This window comes from Bradyrhizobium sp. USDA 3256 (assembly GCF_054058275.1).
In genome coordinates this window covers 8,497,743-8,515,266 of the sequence record NZ_JBSSAE010000002.1, presented here as the reverse complement: position 1 = coordinate 8,515,266, position 17,524 = coordinate 8,497,743, and the positions used below count along the sequence as shown (strand labels likewise).

Annotated in this window: 14 protein-coding genes and 1 pseudogene; 11 read left to right on the top strand and 4 right to left on the bottom strand. The window is 66.8% G+C overall.

What is annotated here, in order from left to right:
• Positions 1–348 precede the first annotated feature (348 nt).
• Positions 349–2,316, top strand: coding sequence for a cache domain-containing protein (locus ACVWY5_RS42005; RefSeq protein WP_028335878.1), 1,968 nt, complete (start codon positions 349–351; stop codon positions 2,314–2,316).
• A 22-nt stretch (positions 2,317–2,338) separates the two neighbouring features.
• On the opposite strand, the gene ACVWY5_RS42000 is transcribed toward ACVWY5_RS42005, so the two are convergent.
• Complete coding sequence (locus ACVWY5_RS42000; RefSeq protein WP_321176977.1) at positions 2,339–3,205, bottom strand: sterol desaturase family protein; 867 nt, start codon at positions 3,203–3,205, stop codon at positions 2,339–2,341.
• Between ACVWY5_RS42000 and ACVWY5_RS41995 the strand changes: the two genes are divergently transcribed.
• From ACVWY5_RS41995 to ACVWY5_RS41985, 3 genes are read left to right on the top strand one after another with little or no spacing between them, the layout of a single operon-like run.
• Positions 3,197–3,961 (top strand): TetR/AcrR family transcriptional regulator, encoded by a 765-nt coding sequence (locus tag ACVWY5_RS41995; protein ID WP_321176978.1) that lies wholly within the window; start codon positions 3,197–3,199, stop codon positions 3,959–3,961. The two genes, ACVWY5_RS42000 and ACVWY5_RS41995, sit on opposite strands and share 9 nt — an antisense overlap.
• Entirely contained in the window at positions 3,961–4,752 is a 792-nt protein-coding gene (locus ACVWY5_RS41990) for a sulfite exporter TauE/SafE family protein (RefSeq protein WP_038377721.1), read from the top strand. Before ACVWY5_RS41995 ends, ACVWY5_RS41990 begins: the two co-directional genes overlap by 1 nt.
• Positions 4,753–4,790: 38 nt before the next feature.
• Positions 4,791–5,237: a DUF1801 domain-containing protein gene (locus tag ACVWY5_RS41985; protein ID WP_028335882.1), complete on the top strand. Its 447-nt coding sequence runs from the start codon at positions 4,791–4,793 to the stop codon at positions 5,235–5,237.
• Positions 5,238–5,508: 271 nt separating this feature from the next.
• Here ACVWY5_RS41985 and ACVWY5_RS41980 read toward each other — a convergent pair whose 3' ends face one another.
• Positions 5,509–7,716 carry an EAL domain-containing protein gene (locus ACVWY5_RS41980; protein WP_080667157.1) on the bottom strand — a complete coding sequence of 736 codons (2,208 nt, stop codon included), beginning with the start codon at positions 7,714–7,716 and terminating at the stop codon, positions 5,509–5,511.
• A gap of 448 nt (positions 7,717–8,164) precedes the next feature.
• Positions 8,165–8,545, bottom strand: a complete 381-nt coding sequence (locus ACVWY5_RS41975) for a L,D-transpeptidase (protein WP_051376247.1) — start codon at positions 8,543–8,545, stop codon at positions 8,165–8,167.
• 252 nt (positions 8,546–8,797) lie between these two features.
• Between ACVWY5_RS41975 and mepA the strand changes: the two are divergent.
• The 6 genes and pseudogenes from mepA (at position 8,798) to ACVWY5_RS41945 (ending at position 14,128) form a co-directional block, all read left to right on the top strand.
• Positions 8,798–9,761: pseudogene (mepA, locus tag ACVWY5_RS41970) on the top strand (penicillin-insensitive murein endopeptidase).
• Positions 9,762–9,891: 130 nt separating this feature from the next.
• On the top strand, positions 9,892–10,401 hold the full coding sequence (locus tag ACVWY5_RS41965; protein WP_028335886.1) for a hypothetical protein: 510 nt from the start codon (positions 9,892–9,894) through the stop codon (positions 10,399–10,401).
• A 191-nt stretch (positions 10,402–10,592) separates the two neighbouring features.
• The gene (gene modA, locus ACVWY5_RS41960) at positions 10,593–11,378 is read left to right on the top strand and encodes a molybdate ABC transporter substrate-binding protein (RefSeq protein WP_028335887.1); all 786 of its coding nucleotides are present in this window, start codon (positions 10,593–10,595) and stop codon (positions 11,376–11,378) included.
• A 2-nt stretch (positions 11,379–11,380) separates the two neighbouring features.
• Positions 11,381–12,076: a molybdate ABC transporter permease subunit gene (modB, locus tag ACVWY5_RS41955; protein ID WP_028335888.1), complete on the top strand. Its 696-nt coding sequence runs from the start codon at positions 11,381–11,383 to the stop codon at positions 12,074–12,076.
• 2 nt (positions 12,077–12,078) lie between these two features.
• Positions 12,079–12,750, top strand: coding sequence for a molybdenum ABC transporter ATP-binding protein (modC, locus tag ACVWY5_RS41950; protein ID WP_028335889.1), 672 nt, complete (start codon positions 12,079–12,081; stop codon positions 12,748–12,750).
• Positions 12,751–12,826: 76 nt separating this feature from the next.
• Complete coding sequence (locus ACVWY5_RS41945; RefSeq protein WP_028335890.1) at positions 12,827–14,128, top strand: hypothetical protein; 1,302 nt, start codon at positions 12,827–12,829, stop codon at positions 14,126–14,128.
• 9 nt (positions 14,129–14,137) lie between these two features.
• On the opposite strand, the gene ACVWY5_RS41940 is transcribed toward ACVWY5_RS41945, so the two are convergent.
• Positions 14,138–15,931, bottom strand: coding sequence for a potassium/proton antiporter (locus tag ACVWY5_RS41940; RefSeq protein ID WP_028335891.1), 1,794 nt, complete (start codon positions 15,929–15,931; stop codon positions 14,138–14,140).
• 221 nt (positions 15,932–16,152) lie between these two features.
• Here ACVWY5_RS41940 and ACVWY5_RS41935 point away from each other — a divergent pair, with 221 nt between their 5' ends.
• Positions 16,153–17,469 carry a mechanosensitive ion channel family protein gene (locus ACVWY5_RS41935; protein ID WP_028335892.1) on the top strand — a complete coding sequence of 439 codons (1,317 nt, stop codon included), beginning with the start codon at positions 16,153–16,155 and terminating at the stop codon, positions 17,467–17,469.
• The last annotated feature ends 55 nt before the right edge of the window (positions 17,470–17,524 follow it).

Genomic DNA, 17,524 nt, shown 5'->3' with positions numbered 1-17,524 from the left:
GAAGCGGACAGCGAACTGCGCCGCTGTCACGCAACGCGACTACCCGGTTGATCAGGAACCGATCTGGCCCCGATCGGCAAGAAGAAGGGGTATGCGTCCATCATATCGTACTGCAAACCGAAAGGCTCGTTCGACTCCGAGCGGTTAGAGAAATGGTCCGTCGAGACATACGCCCTGACCGCGTGGAGGTCGCCGCCCCACGAGGCTCCCCTCACCGAGCCGCGTGGTACGAAAGTAGGCACCGGCGGCCACGGCTGCGGCACGAATACCGGCGGCGACAACATCCGGTTGTTAAGCTTTTTCTGAGAGGTTGCGGACGGCGCTAATGCCTGGAGTTCCGCTGGTCCCATGTTCACGCTTCGATCGATTGCCGCCCGCCTGATCCTGGCGATTTCACTGACCGTTGCGGTCGCCTGCGCCATCCTCGGCGGCTTCTCCATCAGCCAGCAGCGGGCGCTGACCCGGCTCGCGCTCGATCAGCAGCTCAAGCTGCAATATGACAGCGTGATTGCGGCGATCGACTACGAGGGGCGCGCCGCGCTTGCGGTCTCGGCGGTCATCGCGGCCTTGCCGCCGGTCGAGGACGCCATCGCCAAAGGCGACCGCGACGGCCTCGGAAAGCTGCTCGGCGCCTCCTGGGCGTCGATGAAGGCGCAGGGCATCCCGCTGATCTCGTTCTGGCAGCCCCCGGCGACCAGCTTCTACCGGGTGCATGCGCCGAAGACATTCGGCGATGACGCCTCGACGCGGCGCACGACGGTGGTGGAATCGAACAGGACCGGCAAGCCGATCGTCGGCGTCGAGCCCGGCCGCGAGGCGCTGTCGATCTTCGGCATGACCCCGATCATGCACGAGGGCAAGACGCTGGCCAATGTCGACGTCGGCGCCGCCTTCGGCAAGGAATTCGTCGACCGCGCCAAGAAGCGCTTCGGCATCGACCTTGCCGTACATTCCTTCGACGGCCAGAGCTTCAAGCGGCTGTCCTCGACCTTCGGCGACACCGTGGTCGCGACCCAGGACGAGCTCAAGCGCGTCATGAACGGCGCGGCCCTGCTGCGTGACGCTGTTCTCGACGGCCATGCGGTCGAGCTCTATCTCGGACAGATCAAAAACTACGCCGGCGAACCGGTTGCCGTGCTCGAGATCGTCAAGGACACCAGCGACTATGAAGCCGCCGCCGCGAGCGCGCAGCGCAATCTGATCCTCGGCGTGGTCGCGATCATGGCCGCCGCCGTGCTGCTCGCGTTCCTGCTCGGCCGCGGCCTGTCACGGCCGCTCACCGCGATCACCGCGGTCATGAACCGCCTGTCCAGCGGCGACACCAGCGTCACGATCCCCGGCAGCGAGCGCCGCGACGAGCTCGGCACGATGGCGAAGGCGGTCGATGTGTTCCGCCGCAGCATGGTCGAAACCTCCTCGCTGCGCGAGGCGCAGGAGGCCGACAAGGTGAAGGCGGAGGCCGACAAGCAGGCCTTGCAGCGGCAGATGGCCGATCGTTTCGAAGCCGACGTCAAGGGCATGGTCGCCGCCGTCGCGCAGTCCTCGGGCGACATGCAGCGCGTCGCGGGCGAGATCACCGCCAGCGTCAACGGCGCCTCCGAACGGACCTCGGCGGCAGCCGTGGCGTCCGAGGAAGCCTCGGCCAGCGTCAATGCGGTCGCCGCCGCAACCGAAGAGCTGGCGTCGTCGATCACCGAGATCGGCCGCCAGGTCACCCATTCCAGCCGTGTCGCCGACAGCGCCGTGACCAAGGCCATGGAGACCACCGAGATGGTGACCAGCCTTGCCGCATCGGCAGAGAAGATCGGCGACGTGCTGCGCCTGATCAGCGCGATCGCGAGCCAAACCAATCTGCTGGCCCTCAACGCCACCATCGAGGCCGCGCGCGCCGGCGAGGCCGGCCGCGGCTTTGCCGTGGTCGCCGCCGAGGTGAAGGACCTGGCGAGCCAGACCGCGAAGGCGACCGAGGAGATCGCCGGCCAGGTCGGCGCAATCCAGTCAGCCACCGGCAACTGCGTCAGCGCGATCGGCGACATCAGCGGTACCATCCGGGAGATCTCGGGTATCGCCACCGCGATCGCGGCCGCCGTCGAGCAGCAGGACTCGGCGACGCGAGAGATTGCCCGCAGCGTACAGCAGGCCTCCACCGGGACCGTCGAGGTCTCCGCCAATATCGCGGGCGCGAGCCAGGCCGCCGGCCAGTCGCGGGCCCTCACCGGCAATGTGCTGGATACGTCCGGCCAGCTCGGCGATCACGCCGCCGCGCTGTCGCACAGCGTCGACACCTTCCTCGCCGGACTGCGCAACGCCGCCTAGAGCCGCATTGCATGGCTTCAAGTCACGGCCAGGGCAGTACCGGCGGCGGAGCCGATCGCTCCGCCTCGTCGTCCGGCCCTGCCCCAGTCCGGCCCCAGTCGCGCATGAACGGCATCTTCAGCAGTCCGCGCAGCGACTGCTTCTCGGGATCGTCGAAGCCGTCGAGGCCGTAGCGCAGCTCGGCGAAGCGCGGACCGCGATGATAGGTGCCGCCGAGCCGGTCCCAGATCGAGAGCAGGTTGGAATAATTGCTGTCGGTTTCCGGCTGATGACGCGAATGATGCATCTTGTGCATGTTCGGCGTCACGAAGACGAGCCGCAGCCAGCGGTCGAGCCGCTCTGGCAGGCGGATGTTGGCGTGCTCGAACTGGGCGTTCAACGCCGACAGCGTCAGATAGCTGACCAGCACCCAGGCCGGCGTTCCGAACACCAGCACGCCTGCGATGTGCCAGCCGATCCGCCACAGCGTCTCGCCGGGATGCTCGCGGAACGCCGTCGTGACGTCGACGAAGCGGTCGGCGTGGTGCATGCGGTGGAAGCGCCACATCCAGCCGAGCTTGTGCATGGAGACATGGGCGAAATAAGCGAACAGGTCGAGCCCGATGATGCCGAGCAGGAGCTGTTTCAGGGGTGACAGGCCGAGCCAGTGCGACAGGCCGAATTTCGCATCCAACGTCCATTGCGCGGCCAGCGGCGACAGCGGGCTGAGCAGCAGGTTCACGCCGACGAAGATCACGGTGATGGCGGCGTTGCGGCCGATATTGCGCAGCCGGTCGCTGCGGCCATAGCTGAATAGCGGAAACGCGGCCTCGAACAGCAGCACGATCGCGAACGACGCGAGCAGGAACGCGATCCGCGCGCCGGTCGACGGCAGCTCGACGTGAGCCATCTCAGCCGCGCCCGGATGCCACAGAAGCTTTGCAAAGCCGATCATGCCGAATGCTCCTCTTTACAAAATGAATATTCGTTCTTTATAATAGCGGCGAATGATCGTCAAGCCCGCCGCGTCGGCCGGCCGCGACCGGACAAGGACCCCACAATGCCGAAGGTGAAACCCGAGACCCTGGCGATCCGCCGCGAGGAGATTTTGCAGGCCGCGGAGATCTGCTTTGCGCGCCAGGGATTTCACCAGACCACGATCCAGGACGTCATCAAGCAGTCCGGGCTCAGCGCCGGCTGCATCTACGGGCATTTCACCAGCAAGGAAGAACTGATCCAGGCGATCGGCGAAAGCCGCCATGGCCGCGACAGCGCGCTGCTGGCGCTCAAGGATCCACCGGACGATGTGTTGCAGAGCCTGCGGTCGATCGCCCGCGCCCTTCTCGGCGACCTGCAGAAGGAAGAAGGCCTGCGCGCCCGCCGCGTCGCGTTGCAGCTCTGGGCCGAGGCGCTGCGCGACGACGTGGTCCGCGACCAGGTGACGAGCGGAATCCGCCAGCCGATCGCCCTGATCGTGGACCTGCTGCGGCGCGGCCAGAAAAGCGGCGCGATCGATCCTCACGTGCAGCCACGCGGCGCGGCGCGGGCGATGGTGGCGATGTTCCAGGGCATCGTGCTGCAACGGCTGTGGGGCGAAACCGTCTCGACCGCGGAGGCGATGCACGCCTTCGACATCTTCCTTGCCGGCCTTGCCGCCAGGCGCTGATGGGGGATGCGGTGATCATCCACGACCTCCTCGCCGGCATCGGCACGGGCCTCGCCGGCGGCCTCACCGCCGGGCTGCTCGGCGTCAGCCCCGGCGGCGGACTGGTCGTGTTCTTGGTGCTGCTGCTCGGCGCCGGCCAGCATGTCGCGCAAGGCATCTCGCTGGTCGCGCAGGTGCCGCCGACCAGCCTCACCGGGATCCGGCGCTATTGGCAAAGCGGCAACCGCACACCATTGCGCTGGATCGCGCTGCTGACAGTCGGCTTCGTCGCCGGCGGAGCGGCCGGCGCGCTCGCCGCCAACCATGTCGTCGAGTCCGCGCTGCGCTGGACTTATGTAGCCTATCTCGTCGTGCTCGACGCGATGCTGATCCTGCGCGGCGGACGCGACCAGGCGAAGCACGACGACAAGGGCACCGCGCGCGACATATCCTGGGCGGCGCTGCTCATTGTCGGGCTGCTGGCAGGCCTGTCGTCGGGCTTTCTCGGCATCGGCGGCGGGCTGGCGACCGTGGTCGGACTGAGCGCCGTGCTCGGGGTGCCGCAGCATCAGGCGCAGATGGCCAGCCTCGTGATGTCGCTGATCCCGACCACCATCCCCTCGGCCTGGATCTATTGGAGCGAGGGCTCGCTCGCATCATGGCCGGTGCTGGCGGGCGTTATCGTCGGCCTGCTGGCCGGCACTGATCTCGGCGCCCGCGCCGCCAACCGCATCGACCGCGCGCGGTTGCGCAGCGCGATGATCGTCTTCATCTCGCTGATGGCGGTCTATATGATCTTCAAGGCGCTGTGATAGATAGACGTGGATACGTCGTCCTCGCGGAGCCCACCATGCGCAAGCCGCCAGCATCGACCAGCAAGGCAGCGCGACGGCCGCACACCAAACCGGCAGTTGCGCTGTTCGACGCGTACCCTGCCCCCGTCAGGGCCAGGCTGCTGGCGCTGCGGCGCCTCATCTTCGAGACTGCGAAGGCGACCAAAGGCGTCGGCGCGCTGGAAGAGACATTGAAGTGGGGCCAGCCGAGCTACCTCACGCCTGAGACCGGCAGCGGCAGCACGGTCCGGATCGATCAGGTGAAGCCGGCCACCGACCGCGTCGCGGTCTACTTCCACTGCCAGACCAATCTGGTCGAGACCTTCCGCGAGCTCTATCCAGAGCTCAGCTACAGCGGCAACCGCGCCATCCTGCTCGATGTCGCGGGCAAGCTGCCGGAGGTAGCGCTGCGCCACTGCGTGGCGCTGGCGCTGACTTATCACCTCAACAAGAAAGAATCGTAGGACGTGAAAAGCGCGGCGGTGCGCTCCCTCTCCCCGTTCTTACGGGGAGAGGGTTGGGGTGAGGGGCCGTCTCCGCACATTCGGTGATAGCTGCGTTCGCGGAGAATCCCCCTCACCCGGAACGCATCTAACGATGCGTCATAGCCGAAGCTCTGCTTCGGCGTTGCCAAGAACGGCCGCCGAAGGCGGCCTATGCCTCTCCCCGCACGCGGGGCGAGGTAAGGGGAGCCCGTCGCTCGATTCGAGGTAACATCTCTTCCTCTAGGCTCCACTACGCCACCAGCGCGGTCGCCACGCGCTGCGCCTTCAGCAGGCTGACGACCTCGGCGTTCGGCCGGGCGCGGCTGAACAGGAAACCCTGGCCCTCGTGGCAACCTTCGGCGCGCAGACGGCTCAACTCCGCCTCGGTCTCGACGCCCTCGGCGGTGATGGTGACGCCGAGCCCGATGCCGAGACTGACGATCGAGCGCACGATCGCCTGCGCGTCCGGGTTCGCGCCGAGGTCGCGCACGAACGACTGGTCGATCTTGATCTTGTCAAACGGGAAGCTGCGCAGATAGCTGAGGCTGGAATAGCCGGTGCCGAAATCGTCCATCGACATCCGCACCCCGAGCGCGCGCAGCGCATGCAGCGTCGCCAGCACCTGGCTACTCTTCTCGAGCAGCAGCGTCTCGGTGATCTCGAGCTCGAGCCGCCGCGCCGGCAGGCCGGATTGCCGCAGCGCGTCGGTGACCAGCGCCAGCAGATTGCCGGTGCGGAATTGCAGCGGCGACAGATTGACCGCGACGCGCACGTCGTCAGGCCATTGCGCCGCGTCCATGCAGGCACGATGCAGCATCAGCGCGCCCAACGGATTGATCAGCCCGGTCTCCTCCGCCACCGGGATGAACTCGCCCGGCGAGATCATGCCGCGCTCCGGATGCGGCCAGCGCACCAGCGCCTCGAAGCCGGTGATGCGCCCGGTCGCAAGATCGACCAGCGGCTGGTAATAGGGCCGCAGATCTTCGTTCTGGATCGCATCGCGCAGGTCGATCTCGATCTTGCGGCGGCTTTGGGCGCGCGCGTCCATCTCCGCCTCGAAGAAGGAGAAGGTGCCGCGGAATTCGCTCTTGGCGCGCGACAAGGCCATGTCGGCGCTCTTCAACAGCTTTTCGGAATCCTCGCCGTCGCCGGGCGACATCGCGATCCCGATGCTGGCGCCGATCACCACCGAGTGCCCCTCGAGCAGATAGGGCTCGCCGATCGCATCCAAGATCCGCCGCGCCAGCAGCACCGCGTCCTCGGGCCGCATCACGCCGCCCTGCACGATGGTGAACTCATCGGAGTTGAGACGGGCCAGCGCATCTTCCTCGCGCAGCGTCGAGCGGAGGCGCTTTGCCACCGCGCGCAGCAGCTTGTCGCCGATGCCGTGACCGAGCGTCTCGTTGACCGCCTTGAAATTGTCGAGACCCAGCATCAGCACCGCGACCTTGTCGGTGGAGCGGCGGGTGTGCTGCAGCATCTCGTCCATCTGCTGGCGTAGCAGATTGCGGTTGGGCAGGCCGGTCAGGCTGTCGTGCTGGGCCATGAAGGCGAGCCGCGCCTCGGCGCGCTTGCGTTCCGTGATATCCATCAGCGCGAGCAGCATCGCCGGCTGGTCGCCATGCATCAGCTGGCGCGAATAGATCGCAAGGTCGATCAGCCTGCCGTCGGCGCGGACATGCTTCCAGGTCCGCGCCGCCTGCTCGTCGCTGCTGCGGCCCGCCGCCCAAGGCAGGTCAGCATCGAACGCCTGCAGGCTCCTGATCGTCATCCGCTCGAATTCGGCGCGGACGTAGCCGTAATGCGCGATCGCGGCGTCGTTGACGGCGAGGATCCGCTCGCCGTCGAGCGCGCACAGGATCATCGGCACCGGATTGCCGTCGAACAGCAGGCGGAACGACGCCTCGCGCTGCTTCAGCTCGGTGATGTCGACCCGCAGGCCGACGATGCCGCCATCCGAGGTCAGCCGCTCCTCGATCAGCACGACGCGGCCGTCGGCCAGCACCTGCTCGTGCCGCGCGCCGGGCTGGTACATCTTCTTGAGCCGTTCGGCGATCCACTCCTCCTCGCGGCCGGCGGCCTCCGGATAATCGCCGCGCGCGACGCCGATACGGATGGTGTCTTCCAGACGCGCACCGTGCTCGAACAGATCGGAGCTGCGCTTGTAGATTTCCGAGTATTTCTTGTTCCAGAGCGTGTAACGGCCTTCGTGGTCCAGGAACACGATGCCCTGCGGCAGGATGTCGATCGCCTCACGCAGCCGCGCGTTGGATTTGCGCGCCTCGGCGATCGCGGCCTCGGCCTGCGCGCGCTGGCGCACCAGTTCGCCGATCTCGACCGCGGGGCGGCGCGATCTGCCCGACACTTTCGGCATCGGTGTGGGCCGGCGGCCCCGAGGACGGGACAGTTTGGCCTGGTTCGGTTTCTTGGTGTTTTTCTTCGGCCGCATCATCGGCATCGCACGCCCCACGCGCATTCCAGTTCGGCGATATATCTGCGATAAGTCTCTGAAAAATTGGTATCTCTTGGCGCGTAGCTGCGCTGCCTCAGAAGCCCTTGCATGCCTGCTTTGCAGGCGAATTCACGCCGGGCGCGAGTCTGCTCCCGGCGCGCCAGCGGCGCACGGCACAGATTCGCAGCGTGGAAGCGCCGGCGCTTGGTGAAGGAAGCGTAAATCGGCGCGCGATTGCACATTGAATGCGCCGAAGACGCTTCAAGCGCATCAATGTTCGTCAGCGTGCGGCAGGGTTATCGCGCGGTTAAAGTGCGACGCGCCTCAGCCTTCGGATTTTGCCGGATCATACCTTAAAGCGCGATGAGATTAGGTTGAATCGTCATCGCGCCTTAGCTCTTTGTTTGAGCATGATCTTTTCGGAAAACCGCTTCGCACTTTTCCGGATCATGCTTTAGTTGGTGATCTCGATGCGCGTGCCGCCGCGGCCGTTGCGCTCGACCAGCCCATAGAGCTGGGCTGCGTGCGAGGGATGCAGGCGCACGCAGCCATGCGAGGCCGGCCCGCCAAGGCGCGTGAGTTCGTATGTTCCATGGATGGCAAAGCCGCGGTGGAAGAAGATCGAGTGCGGCATCGGCGAGTTATAGTACTTCTTCGAGTACCAGCGGCGCGCCAGCATCTGCGGACGGAATACCCCACTCGGCGTGCCATAGCCGCGGCGGCCGGTCGACACCGGCCAGTTGTAGCGTCTCGCGCCATCGACGCTGACCGCCATGCGCTGCGATGATTTATCGATGTGAACGACGACATCGGCCCGCGCCGGCGAGAGCGCCAAAATCGGCGCGGCAATCGCGGCGGCAAACGCCAGCCGTACGCACGATACGCTCGTCACAATAACGCCTACCCTGAAATTATTGCGGACATGATGTCGCCCACAACGTGCGCTTGTAAAGTGGCGTGGCTCACATCGGAGCCTGGAAGCCGCGGGTAATCTTAATCCACCCTGTGGGCGATCAAGCGAATGGGATGAAAGCGCGGTCCGCCTGCTCCGAATCCATGCTAGCCTTGCGCCGACAGAGTGATCCGAATGACACCCCGCCTGCGTCTGTTCCCACTCCTGATCTTCGCCCTCGTCGCCTGCACCATCTCCGCGCGGGCGCAGGACAGGGGCTCGCTCAATCCACAGCCGCTGCCGCCGCTCGCCAACCCTGACGATCCGAAGATCGGGGCGAAGCAGCTGTTCGCGCGCAAGGTTTTGCCGGCGGCGTTGCCGACCCGGTCGATCGGCGGCTACACCAAGGGTTGTCTCGCCGGCGCCGCGCAGATGCCGCTCAACGGCGAGACCTGGCAGGTGATGCGCCTGTCGCGCAACCGCTACTGGGGTCACCCCAACATGATCGCGCTGCTGAAGCGGCTGGCGGCCAACGCGCACAAGGACGCCGGCTGGCCGGGCATCCTGGTCGGCGATATCGGCCAGCCGCGCGGCGGCCCCGCGCTCTCCGGTCACGCCAGCCACCAGATCGGACTCGACGCCGACGTCTGGCTGACGCCGATGCCCGATCGCAAATTGTCGCGCGAGGACCGCGAGGAGATGTCGGCGGTGATGATGGTGCGCGACGACCGGCTCGACATCGATCCGCGCGTCTTCACGCCGGGCCACGTGCTCGTCATCCGCGACGCGGCGCGGGGAGCCGGCGGTGCAGCGCATCTTCGTCAATCCCGCGATCAAGAAGGCGCTGTGCCGCGAGGCCAAGGGCGATCGCGGCTGGCTGTCGAAGATCCGGCCGTGGTGGGGCCACGACTACCACTTCCACATTCGCATGCGATGTCCGCCCGGCAGCCCCGCCTGCGAGGGACAGAAGCCGCAAGCGGAGGGCGAAGGCTGCAAGCCGTCCGATCTCGCCTTCTGGTTCAAGGATTCGGTGCTGCACCCGAAGCCTCCGCCGAAGCCGCCGAAACCCCGCCCGCCGATGACGCTGGCGCAGATGCCGGCTGACTGCAGGATGGTGCTCAACGCCCCCGACGCGAAACAGCAGCTGCCAGGGCAATAACATCTTTGTCAGGCGGCTATGCCGGCCGGCTCGAACTGCGATATGATCTCCTGCCGTCGCGCCGTAAGCGCGTGCGGGCGGTGGATCGGGGCGGCTGATCTATCTATCCGTCATCATGAATGGACCAGACATGCGCAAATCGCTCCTCGCCGCATCGCTCGTGCTCGTCTCGACTTCCGCTTTCGCGGCGGAGGAGCCGAGCGGCTGTGACAAGTTCAAATGGTCGATCGAGCGCGCACGCGCCGCGCTGACCGCGTCCGATCGCGCCAAGGTCGTATCGGGGAGCGAGCAGACGGCGCTGCCGGCGACCGCGATCACGCTGGCGCTGGTGGCCCCCGGCGACGCCAAATTGCCGACGCCGCCGGAGCGCGCGCCGAAGGAGGGCACCTTCGCCGGTTTCACCAGCTTCAAGGCCGCGCCGAAGGCCGGACTCTATACCGTCAGCCTGTCGGCCGGGGCCTGGGTCGACCTGGTGCAGGACGGGCATGTCCTGAAGCCAAAGGCGTTCAGCGGCGCGACCGATTGCGACGGTATCCGCAAGACCGTGAAATATGACCTCGCCGCCAGCCCCTTCGTGCTGCAGGTCAGCGGCTCAAAAGAGAACTCGCTGTCGATCGCGATCCAGCCGGCGGATGAATAGGACGAACGGTTAGACAAACGGTCGCCTTTACCGTAAGCCCCAGCCTGCTATGTTTGCAGTGCGATATCCCTGAGGACCGTAAGTCCATCGGGGACCCAGCGGAACAGCGCTTCCGTCCGTCGCAGGCCAGACCCCACTCAACGCCTGATTTGCGCGCCCGTTCGCGCGTGAACTCGCACGGAGCGCTTTCCATGTCACGACTTGCCGGACTTTTCACCGCCTTCGTCATCCTGCTCGGCGCGCTGCATTCGCCCGCGAGCGCGGAGGACAAGACGCTCACCGTGTTTGCCGCCGCCTCGATGAAGAACGCGCTCGACGACATCGATGCAGCCTATACCGCCAAGACCGGCGTCAAGATCACCGCCAGCTATGCCGCGAGCTCGGCATTGGCAAAACAGATCGAGCAGGGCGCGCCGGCCGACGTGTTCGTCTCCGCCGACACCGACTGGATGGACTATGCGATCAAGCAGAAGAACATCAATGAAGCGACGCGGGTGAACCTGCTCGGCAACTCGATCGTGCTGATCGCGCCGAAGGATTCCAAGATCGACAACGTCAACATCGGACCGGGCTTCGATCTCGCCAAGCTCGCCGGCGACGGCAGGATCGCGACCGGCGACGTCAAGGCGGTGCCGGTCGGCAAATACGCCAAGGCTGCGCTGGAAAAGCTCGGCGCCTGGCAGGCGGCGGAGCCGAAATTCGCGATGGCCGAGAGCGTGCGCGCGGCATTGACGCTGGTGGCGCGCGGCGAAGCCGTGCTCGGCATCGTCTATTCGACCGACGCCAAGGTCGAGCCGGGCGTCAAGATCGTCGGCACCTTCCCGGCCGACACCCATCCGGCGATCATCTATCCGGTCGCGGCGACCACGACCGCGAAGCCGGAGGCCGCCGAGTACCTTGCCTTCCTGCGCTCGTCCGCGGCGAAGACGATCCTCGAGAAATACGGCTTCAAGTTCCTGATCAGCCCGACGACCTAAGCGTGTTCGAGATCTCGCCGGCCGAATGGACGGCGATCCTGCTGTCGCTGCGGGTCGCCGTCATCGCAACACTGGTGGCGACCCCGTTCGGGGTAGCGCTTGCCTGGCTGCTGGCGCGGCGCGATTTCTGGGGCAAGTCGCTGCTCGATGCCGCCGTGCATCTGCCGCTGGTGCTGCCGCCCGTCGTCACCGGCTATCTGCTGCTGCTGACCTTCGGCAGGCGCGGCCTGGTCGGCGGCTGGCTGGCCGACCACCTCGGCATCGTGTTCGCGTTCCGCTGGACCGGCGCGGCGCTCGCCTGCGGCGTGATGTCGTTTCCGCTGCTGGTGCGGCCGATCCGTCTCTCGATCGAGGCCGTCGACCGCCGCCTCGAGCAGGCGGCCGAGACGCTCGGCGCCGCGCCGTGGCGGGTGTTCGCAACGGTGACGCTGCCGCTGGCGCTGCCCGGCGTGCTGGCCGGCATGGTACTCGGCTTTGCCAAGGCGATCGGCGAGTTCGGCGCGACCATCACCTTCGTCTCCAACATTCCCGGCGAGACCCAGACCATTTCGTCGGCGATCTATTCGCTGATCCAGACGCCGGATGGCGACACCGCCGCCGCGCGGCTCGTGATCATCTCGATCGTGCTCGCGGTCGGCGCACTGGTCGCGGCTGAAGTGTTCGCGCGTCGCGCCACCGCGCGCCTGCACGGGCAATAGCCATGCTGCGCGTCGACATCACCAAGCAGCTCGGCGAGTTCTCGCTTGCGGCCTCGTTCACCAGCGAGGGCCGCGTCACCGGTCTGTTCGGCGCGTCCGGCTCCGGCAAGACCTCGCTGATCAACACCATCGCGGGCCTGTTGCGTCCCGACCGCGGCACCATCGTGATCGACGGCGAGACCGTCGACGATACCGCGACCGGCATCCACGTCCCGAGCTGGCGCCGCCGCATCGGTTACGTGTTCCAGGACGCGCGGCTGTTTCCGCATCTCGATGTCCGCCAGAACCTCGACTACGGCCGCCGCATGAACGGCCTCACCGAGGATCCCGCCCAACACCGGCGCGTCGTCGACCTGCTCGACATCGGCGCCCTGCTCGACCGCCGACCCGGAAAGCTCTCCGGCGGCGAGCGCCAGCGCGTCGCGCTCGGCCGGGCGCTGCTGTCCAAGCCGCGGCTGCTGCTGCTCGACGAGCCGCTGGGCGCGCTCGACGAAAGCCGCAAGCTCGAAATCCTGCCCTATCTGGTCCGGCTGCGCGACGAAGCCGGGGTCCCGATGGTCTATGTCAGCCACGACGCGGCCGAGCTGCGCCAGCTCGCCACCCAGATCGTGATGCTGCGCCGCGGCCAGGTGACCGCGTTCGGCGGTGTCAAGGTGCTGACGGCGGGCGGGTAGCTGGCCGTTTTTCCGAAAGTCGGCATAAGATAGCCTATCTTGTCTGCTAGGCCCGCGTCGGGACGTCCGATCGGGCATGGGGAAAGGTGAATTTGTGCGACTGACTGGCTGGGTGTTGCTGCTGATCGGCGGGCTGCTGTGCGCCACGATTTCGTGGGCCGCGCTCGGCTTCCTGCTGATGGGCGTCGGCCTGATCGCGCTGCAGGTCGACGAGCGGCGCCGGCGTCCGGCCGATGCTGCCGTGCCGGCTGGCGCCTCGGGATTTACCCCGCCGCGCCTCAGCGACGGGCTGCAACCGCCGACCCGCGACCCGATCGCAGGCCAGGATACCGGGCAGCGTCAGCCGCGCCGGGTGGCCTGGCCCGACCAGAAGGGCGACGCAGCCTACGACCGGGAGACTTACGACGGGGAGGCCTGGCGCCGGCTGGTCGAGAGCGATCCTGATCTCGCCCAGATCGCCAATGTGCTCGCCGATTACGGCCCGCAATATGTCGACGAACTGGCGGTGAGCTATTTGGCCGCCCCCGACAAGGGCCGCCTGGGGGCGATCGTCGACGGCATCATCGCGCGCGCCCGGGACGGTCAGCCGAGCCCGCCGCAGCCCGCACCAGTCGAAGCATCGCGGCCACCGCCGCTTCCGCCCCCGCCGCAGCCGAAGCAGGTGACCATCCCTGCCGCCAAGCCCGCGACTTCGCCAAGCAATCGCGCAAACGCGCTCGAAGCGTCCCTGCTCGCCACGGTCGAGGAGGCTTCCGCCAAGATGGCCGCCGAACGCGCCGGTCTCTTCAAGCCGGGTAAGGCCACCGACGGCCGGCCGCAGGCGGCGAGCCAGCGGGAACCGCAGTTCGGTCGCGCCACCCGGGACGCGAAGCCCGCCGGGCCACCGCCGGTGCCGGTCACACCGCCGCCGATGCCGGCTACACCGCCGCCCATGCCGGCCGACACGCCCGCCGACCTCGAAGCATCGTTGATCGCCGCCGTCGGCGAGGCCGCCGCCCGGCGCGCGGACGCCCCCAAGGACACCCCTAAGGATGCATCCAAGGATGCGTCCAAGCCGGCACCGGAGTCAGCACCGCCGGCAAGGCCCGAGCCCGAAATCCGCGCGGTCGGGCCCGCCGCCCCACCGACGCCGCCTCCGCCGGCTCCCGCTGCGCCCGCCAAGACGCCAGCTGCGACGACACCACCTGCGAAGACAGCGGCCGATAATCTCGACGAGACGCTGCTCGCGGCGCTGGCCGAGATTTCCGGTCAGAAAATCAAGGGCGAGGCCAAGCCGGACGCGGCGTCCAAGGGCCCATCCGGTCCACCGGCCGACGACGGGCTGTCCGACATGATCAGGAAGTTCGCACCGGATTCGAACTTCCTGCGCAAGACCTAACGGCGCGGCTCAGACACCCGCCACCGACGCCCAGATATCGGCGAGCTTGCGCTTGACGATCTGCATCCGCGTTTGCGGCGCGACCTTCTCCTCTTCCTCCGGCAGGCGCAGGCCGACGACGTTGACGCGGCCGCCGCTGATGCTGCGCGCCACCAGCACGATCTCGCCGAGCGCCAGTTCGGCCCCTTCCTTCGGCGCGCGGTCGAGATTGATGTCGAAATAGTCGGCGAGCGTCAGCTTGGCCTGGTGCTCGTCGACCTTGACGCCGTAGATCTCGGCGAGTTCGCCGATCGTATGCTCCGCCGACACCATGAAGTCGCCGAGCAGATGCGGATCGGGCGCGCTCGACGGCGCCATGTCGACGAAGAAGCGGTCGAGCGCCTCGGCGCGCTCCGGCGGCGCCAGCAGATAGATGTAGTCGCCGGGCGCGACCGGATCGGCCTCGGTCGGCGTCAGGATCCGCTCGTCGCGGATCACCAGCGTCGGCTTCGACCAGGACGGGATCAGCCCGCGGCGGAAGTACAGGCTCTTCGGCCGCACCGGATAACCGACCAGCTGCTGCTCGAGTTGGCCGGGCAAATCGAGCTCGACGCGGCGCGGGCCGCGTTCGGCGCGCGGCAGCGCGACATGCAGCCGCCGCGCCGCCGGCGCCAGCGTCCAGCCCTGCAACAGCAGCGAGATGATGACGACGACGAAGGCGACATCGAAATAGAGATAGGCCTTCGACAGACCGACCAGCATCGGGATCGAGGCGAGGAAGATCGCGACCGCGCCGCGCAGGCCGGTCCAGGCGATGAAGACCTTCTCCCGCCAGTTGAACTTGAACGGTGCGAGGCAGATCAGCACCGCCAGCGGCCGCGCCACCAGCATCAGCGCGAACGCCACCAGCACGGCGCCGCCGGCGCTGGAGAGCAGGCGATGCGGCGAGACCAAGAGGCCGAGCAGCACGAACATCACGATCTGCGCCAGCCAGGTCGCGGCGTCGAGGAACGTCACCACCGAATTATGCGCGCGGGTCGGCCGGTTGCCGATGATGATACCGGCGAGATAGACCGCGAGGAATCCCGAGGCGTGCACGATCTGCGAGCCGCCGAAGATCACCAGTGCCGCTGTGGTCACGAACGGCGCATGCAGGCCCTGCGGCAGCGCCACATAGTTCAGCGCGATCACCACCAGCCGGCCGCCGATCACCCCGATAATGGCGCCGAACACGGCCTCCTGGATGAACTCCAGCGCGATGTGCGAGGCCGAGCTCTGGCCGATCGAGATGAACTCGACCAGCATCAAGGTGAGGAAGATCGCGAACGGATCGTTGGTGCCGGATTCCGCCTCCAGCGTCGCGCCGACGCGCGGGCGCAGGCGCAGGCCCTGGGTGTGTACCAGCAGGAACACGGCAGCCGCGTCGGTCGAGGCCACGACGGCGCCGACCAACAGCGACTCGGTCCAGTTGAGGTCGAGCACAAAACGGGCGACCGGCGCCGTGATCAGCGCGGTCAACAGCACGCCGGCGGTCGCCAGCATCATCGAGGGCGCCAGCACGGTGCGGATGCTGGCGAACCGCGTCTTCAATCCGCCGTCGAACAGGATCAGCGCCAGCGCCACCGAGCCGACCAGATAGGTGGTGCGGACGTCGTCGAACTGCAGCCGGCCGGGGCCCGAATCGCCCGCCAGCATGCCGACCAGCAAGAACACCAGCAGCAAGGGAGCGCCGAACCGCAAGGCCAGCAGGCTCGACAGGATGCCGGCCATCACCAGCACCGCACCGAGCAGGATCGCTATACTGACGGAGTCGAGGGATGCCATGCGCCTTCGGAGGTCTCAAATACTTGCAATTGCATCCTTATCGTCGCCACACTGGGACGCCAACCGATTTCTGACATAAGCGGCAATGTGCCCGGTCTCATCAGCCCTAGGTCGCCCCGACACTGTGTTGTATCGATGGTCGCGTGCGCGCCTTTGTGGGATTCTCGCTGGGCTTTCGAATCACATTTGGCTGACCCGCGCTTCGAGTTGAGATTTTGCCGATGGACATGAACTGGAAGGACGTCCTCGAATCGATCCAAATGGCGGCGCGCTCGGTCGGCGCCGAGGTCGCCTCGCCCTGGTTCTATCTGCAATTCGGCATCATCCTCGCCGCCGCGGGCCTCGCCTACGCCGCCGACACCGCCATTCATGCACGGGTCGACATGTCGTCGCTGGCGATGCGCTGGCCGCTGCCGCTCCGGCACTTCGCCCGCGTGATGGTGAAGAGCGCTTCCACCGCCGTGTTCGCGGTCCTGATGATCATCTCCCGCATCGTGATGTGGCACGCGACCTGGCCGAGCCGCAGCTATCTGATCGCGGTCTCCGCCAAGCTGGCGCTGGCCTGGCTGGTGATCCGCCTCGTCACCTCGGTGATCGACAACGCCTTCATCGTGAAAACAGTCTCGATCGCGGCCTGGCTGGTCGCCGCGCTCAGCATCATCGGCCAACTCGATTGGGCGGCCGACACGCTGGATGCGTATGCGGTCGTGGTCGGCGGCTTGCGGCTTTCCCCGCTGCTGCTGATCAAGGCCGGCGCGCTCCTGATCGTGGCGCTGTGGCTGACCAACCTCGCCGGCAATTTCGCCGAGAGCCGCATCAACCGCGCCACCGATCTGACGCCGTCGATCCAGGTGCTGCTGGTCAAGATCATCCGTATCGGATTGATGGTGACGGCGATCGTGATCGCGCTTGGCGCGGTCGGCATCAACCTCTCCGCGCTCGCAGTGTTCACCGGCGCGGCCGGCGTCGGCATCGGTCTCGGCCTGCAGAAGATCGTCGCCAATTTCATCAGCGGCCTGATCCTGTTGGTCGACAAATCGGTCAAGCCCGGCGATCTCGTCACGATCGGCGACAATTCGGGCCGGATCAGCGCGATGAAGACCCGCTACATCTCGGTCGCCGCCGGCGACGGCCGCGAGTTCCTGATCCCGAACGAGGACCTGGTGACGCAGAAGGTCACCAACTGGACCTATACCGACAAGAACACGCTGGTGAAGATCGCCTTCTCCACCAATTACGACGCCAATCCGCGGCAGGTCTGCAAGCTCGCGATCACGACCGCGGCGGCCCATCCGCGCGCCACCAAGGGGCGGACCCCGAACTGCATCCTGACCGAGTTCGCCGAGGCCGGGATGAAATTCTCCCTGACCTTCTGGATCGCCGACCCCGACGGCATGGACAATGTGAAGAGCGACGTCATGCTGTCGCTGTGGGACGCCTTCAAGCAGGAGGGCATCAGGGTGCCCTACCCGGTGCGGGAACTCCGCATCCGCGGCGGCGCGCTGCCGGTCGAGAGCGTGGTCGAGGTCTCCAATTAGCGCTTGCGCACCGTTTTTTCTCAGGAGCGGCGGCCGCTGTTCCGGATATGGCCTG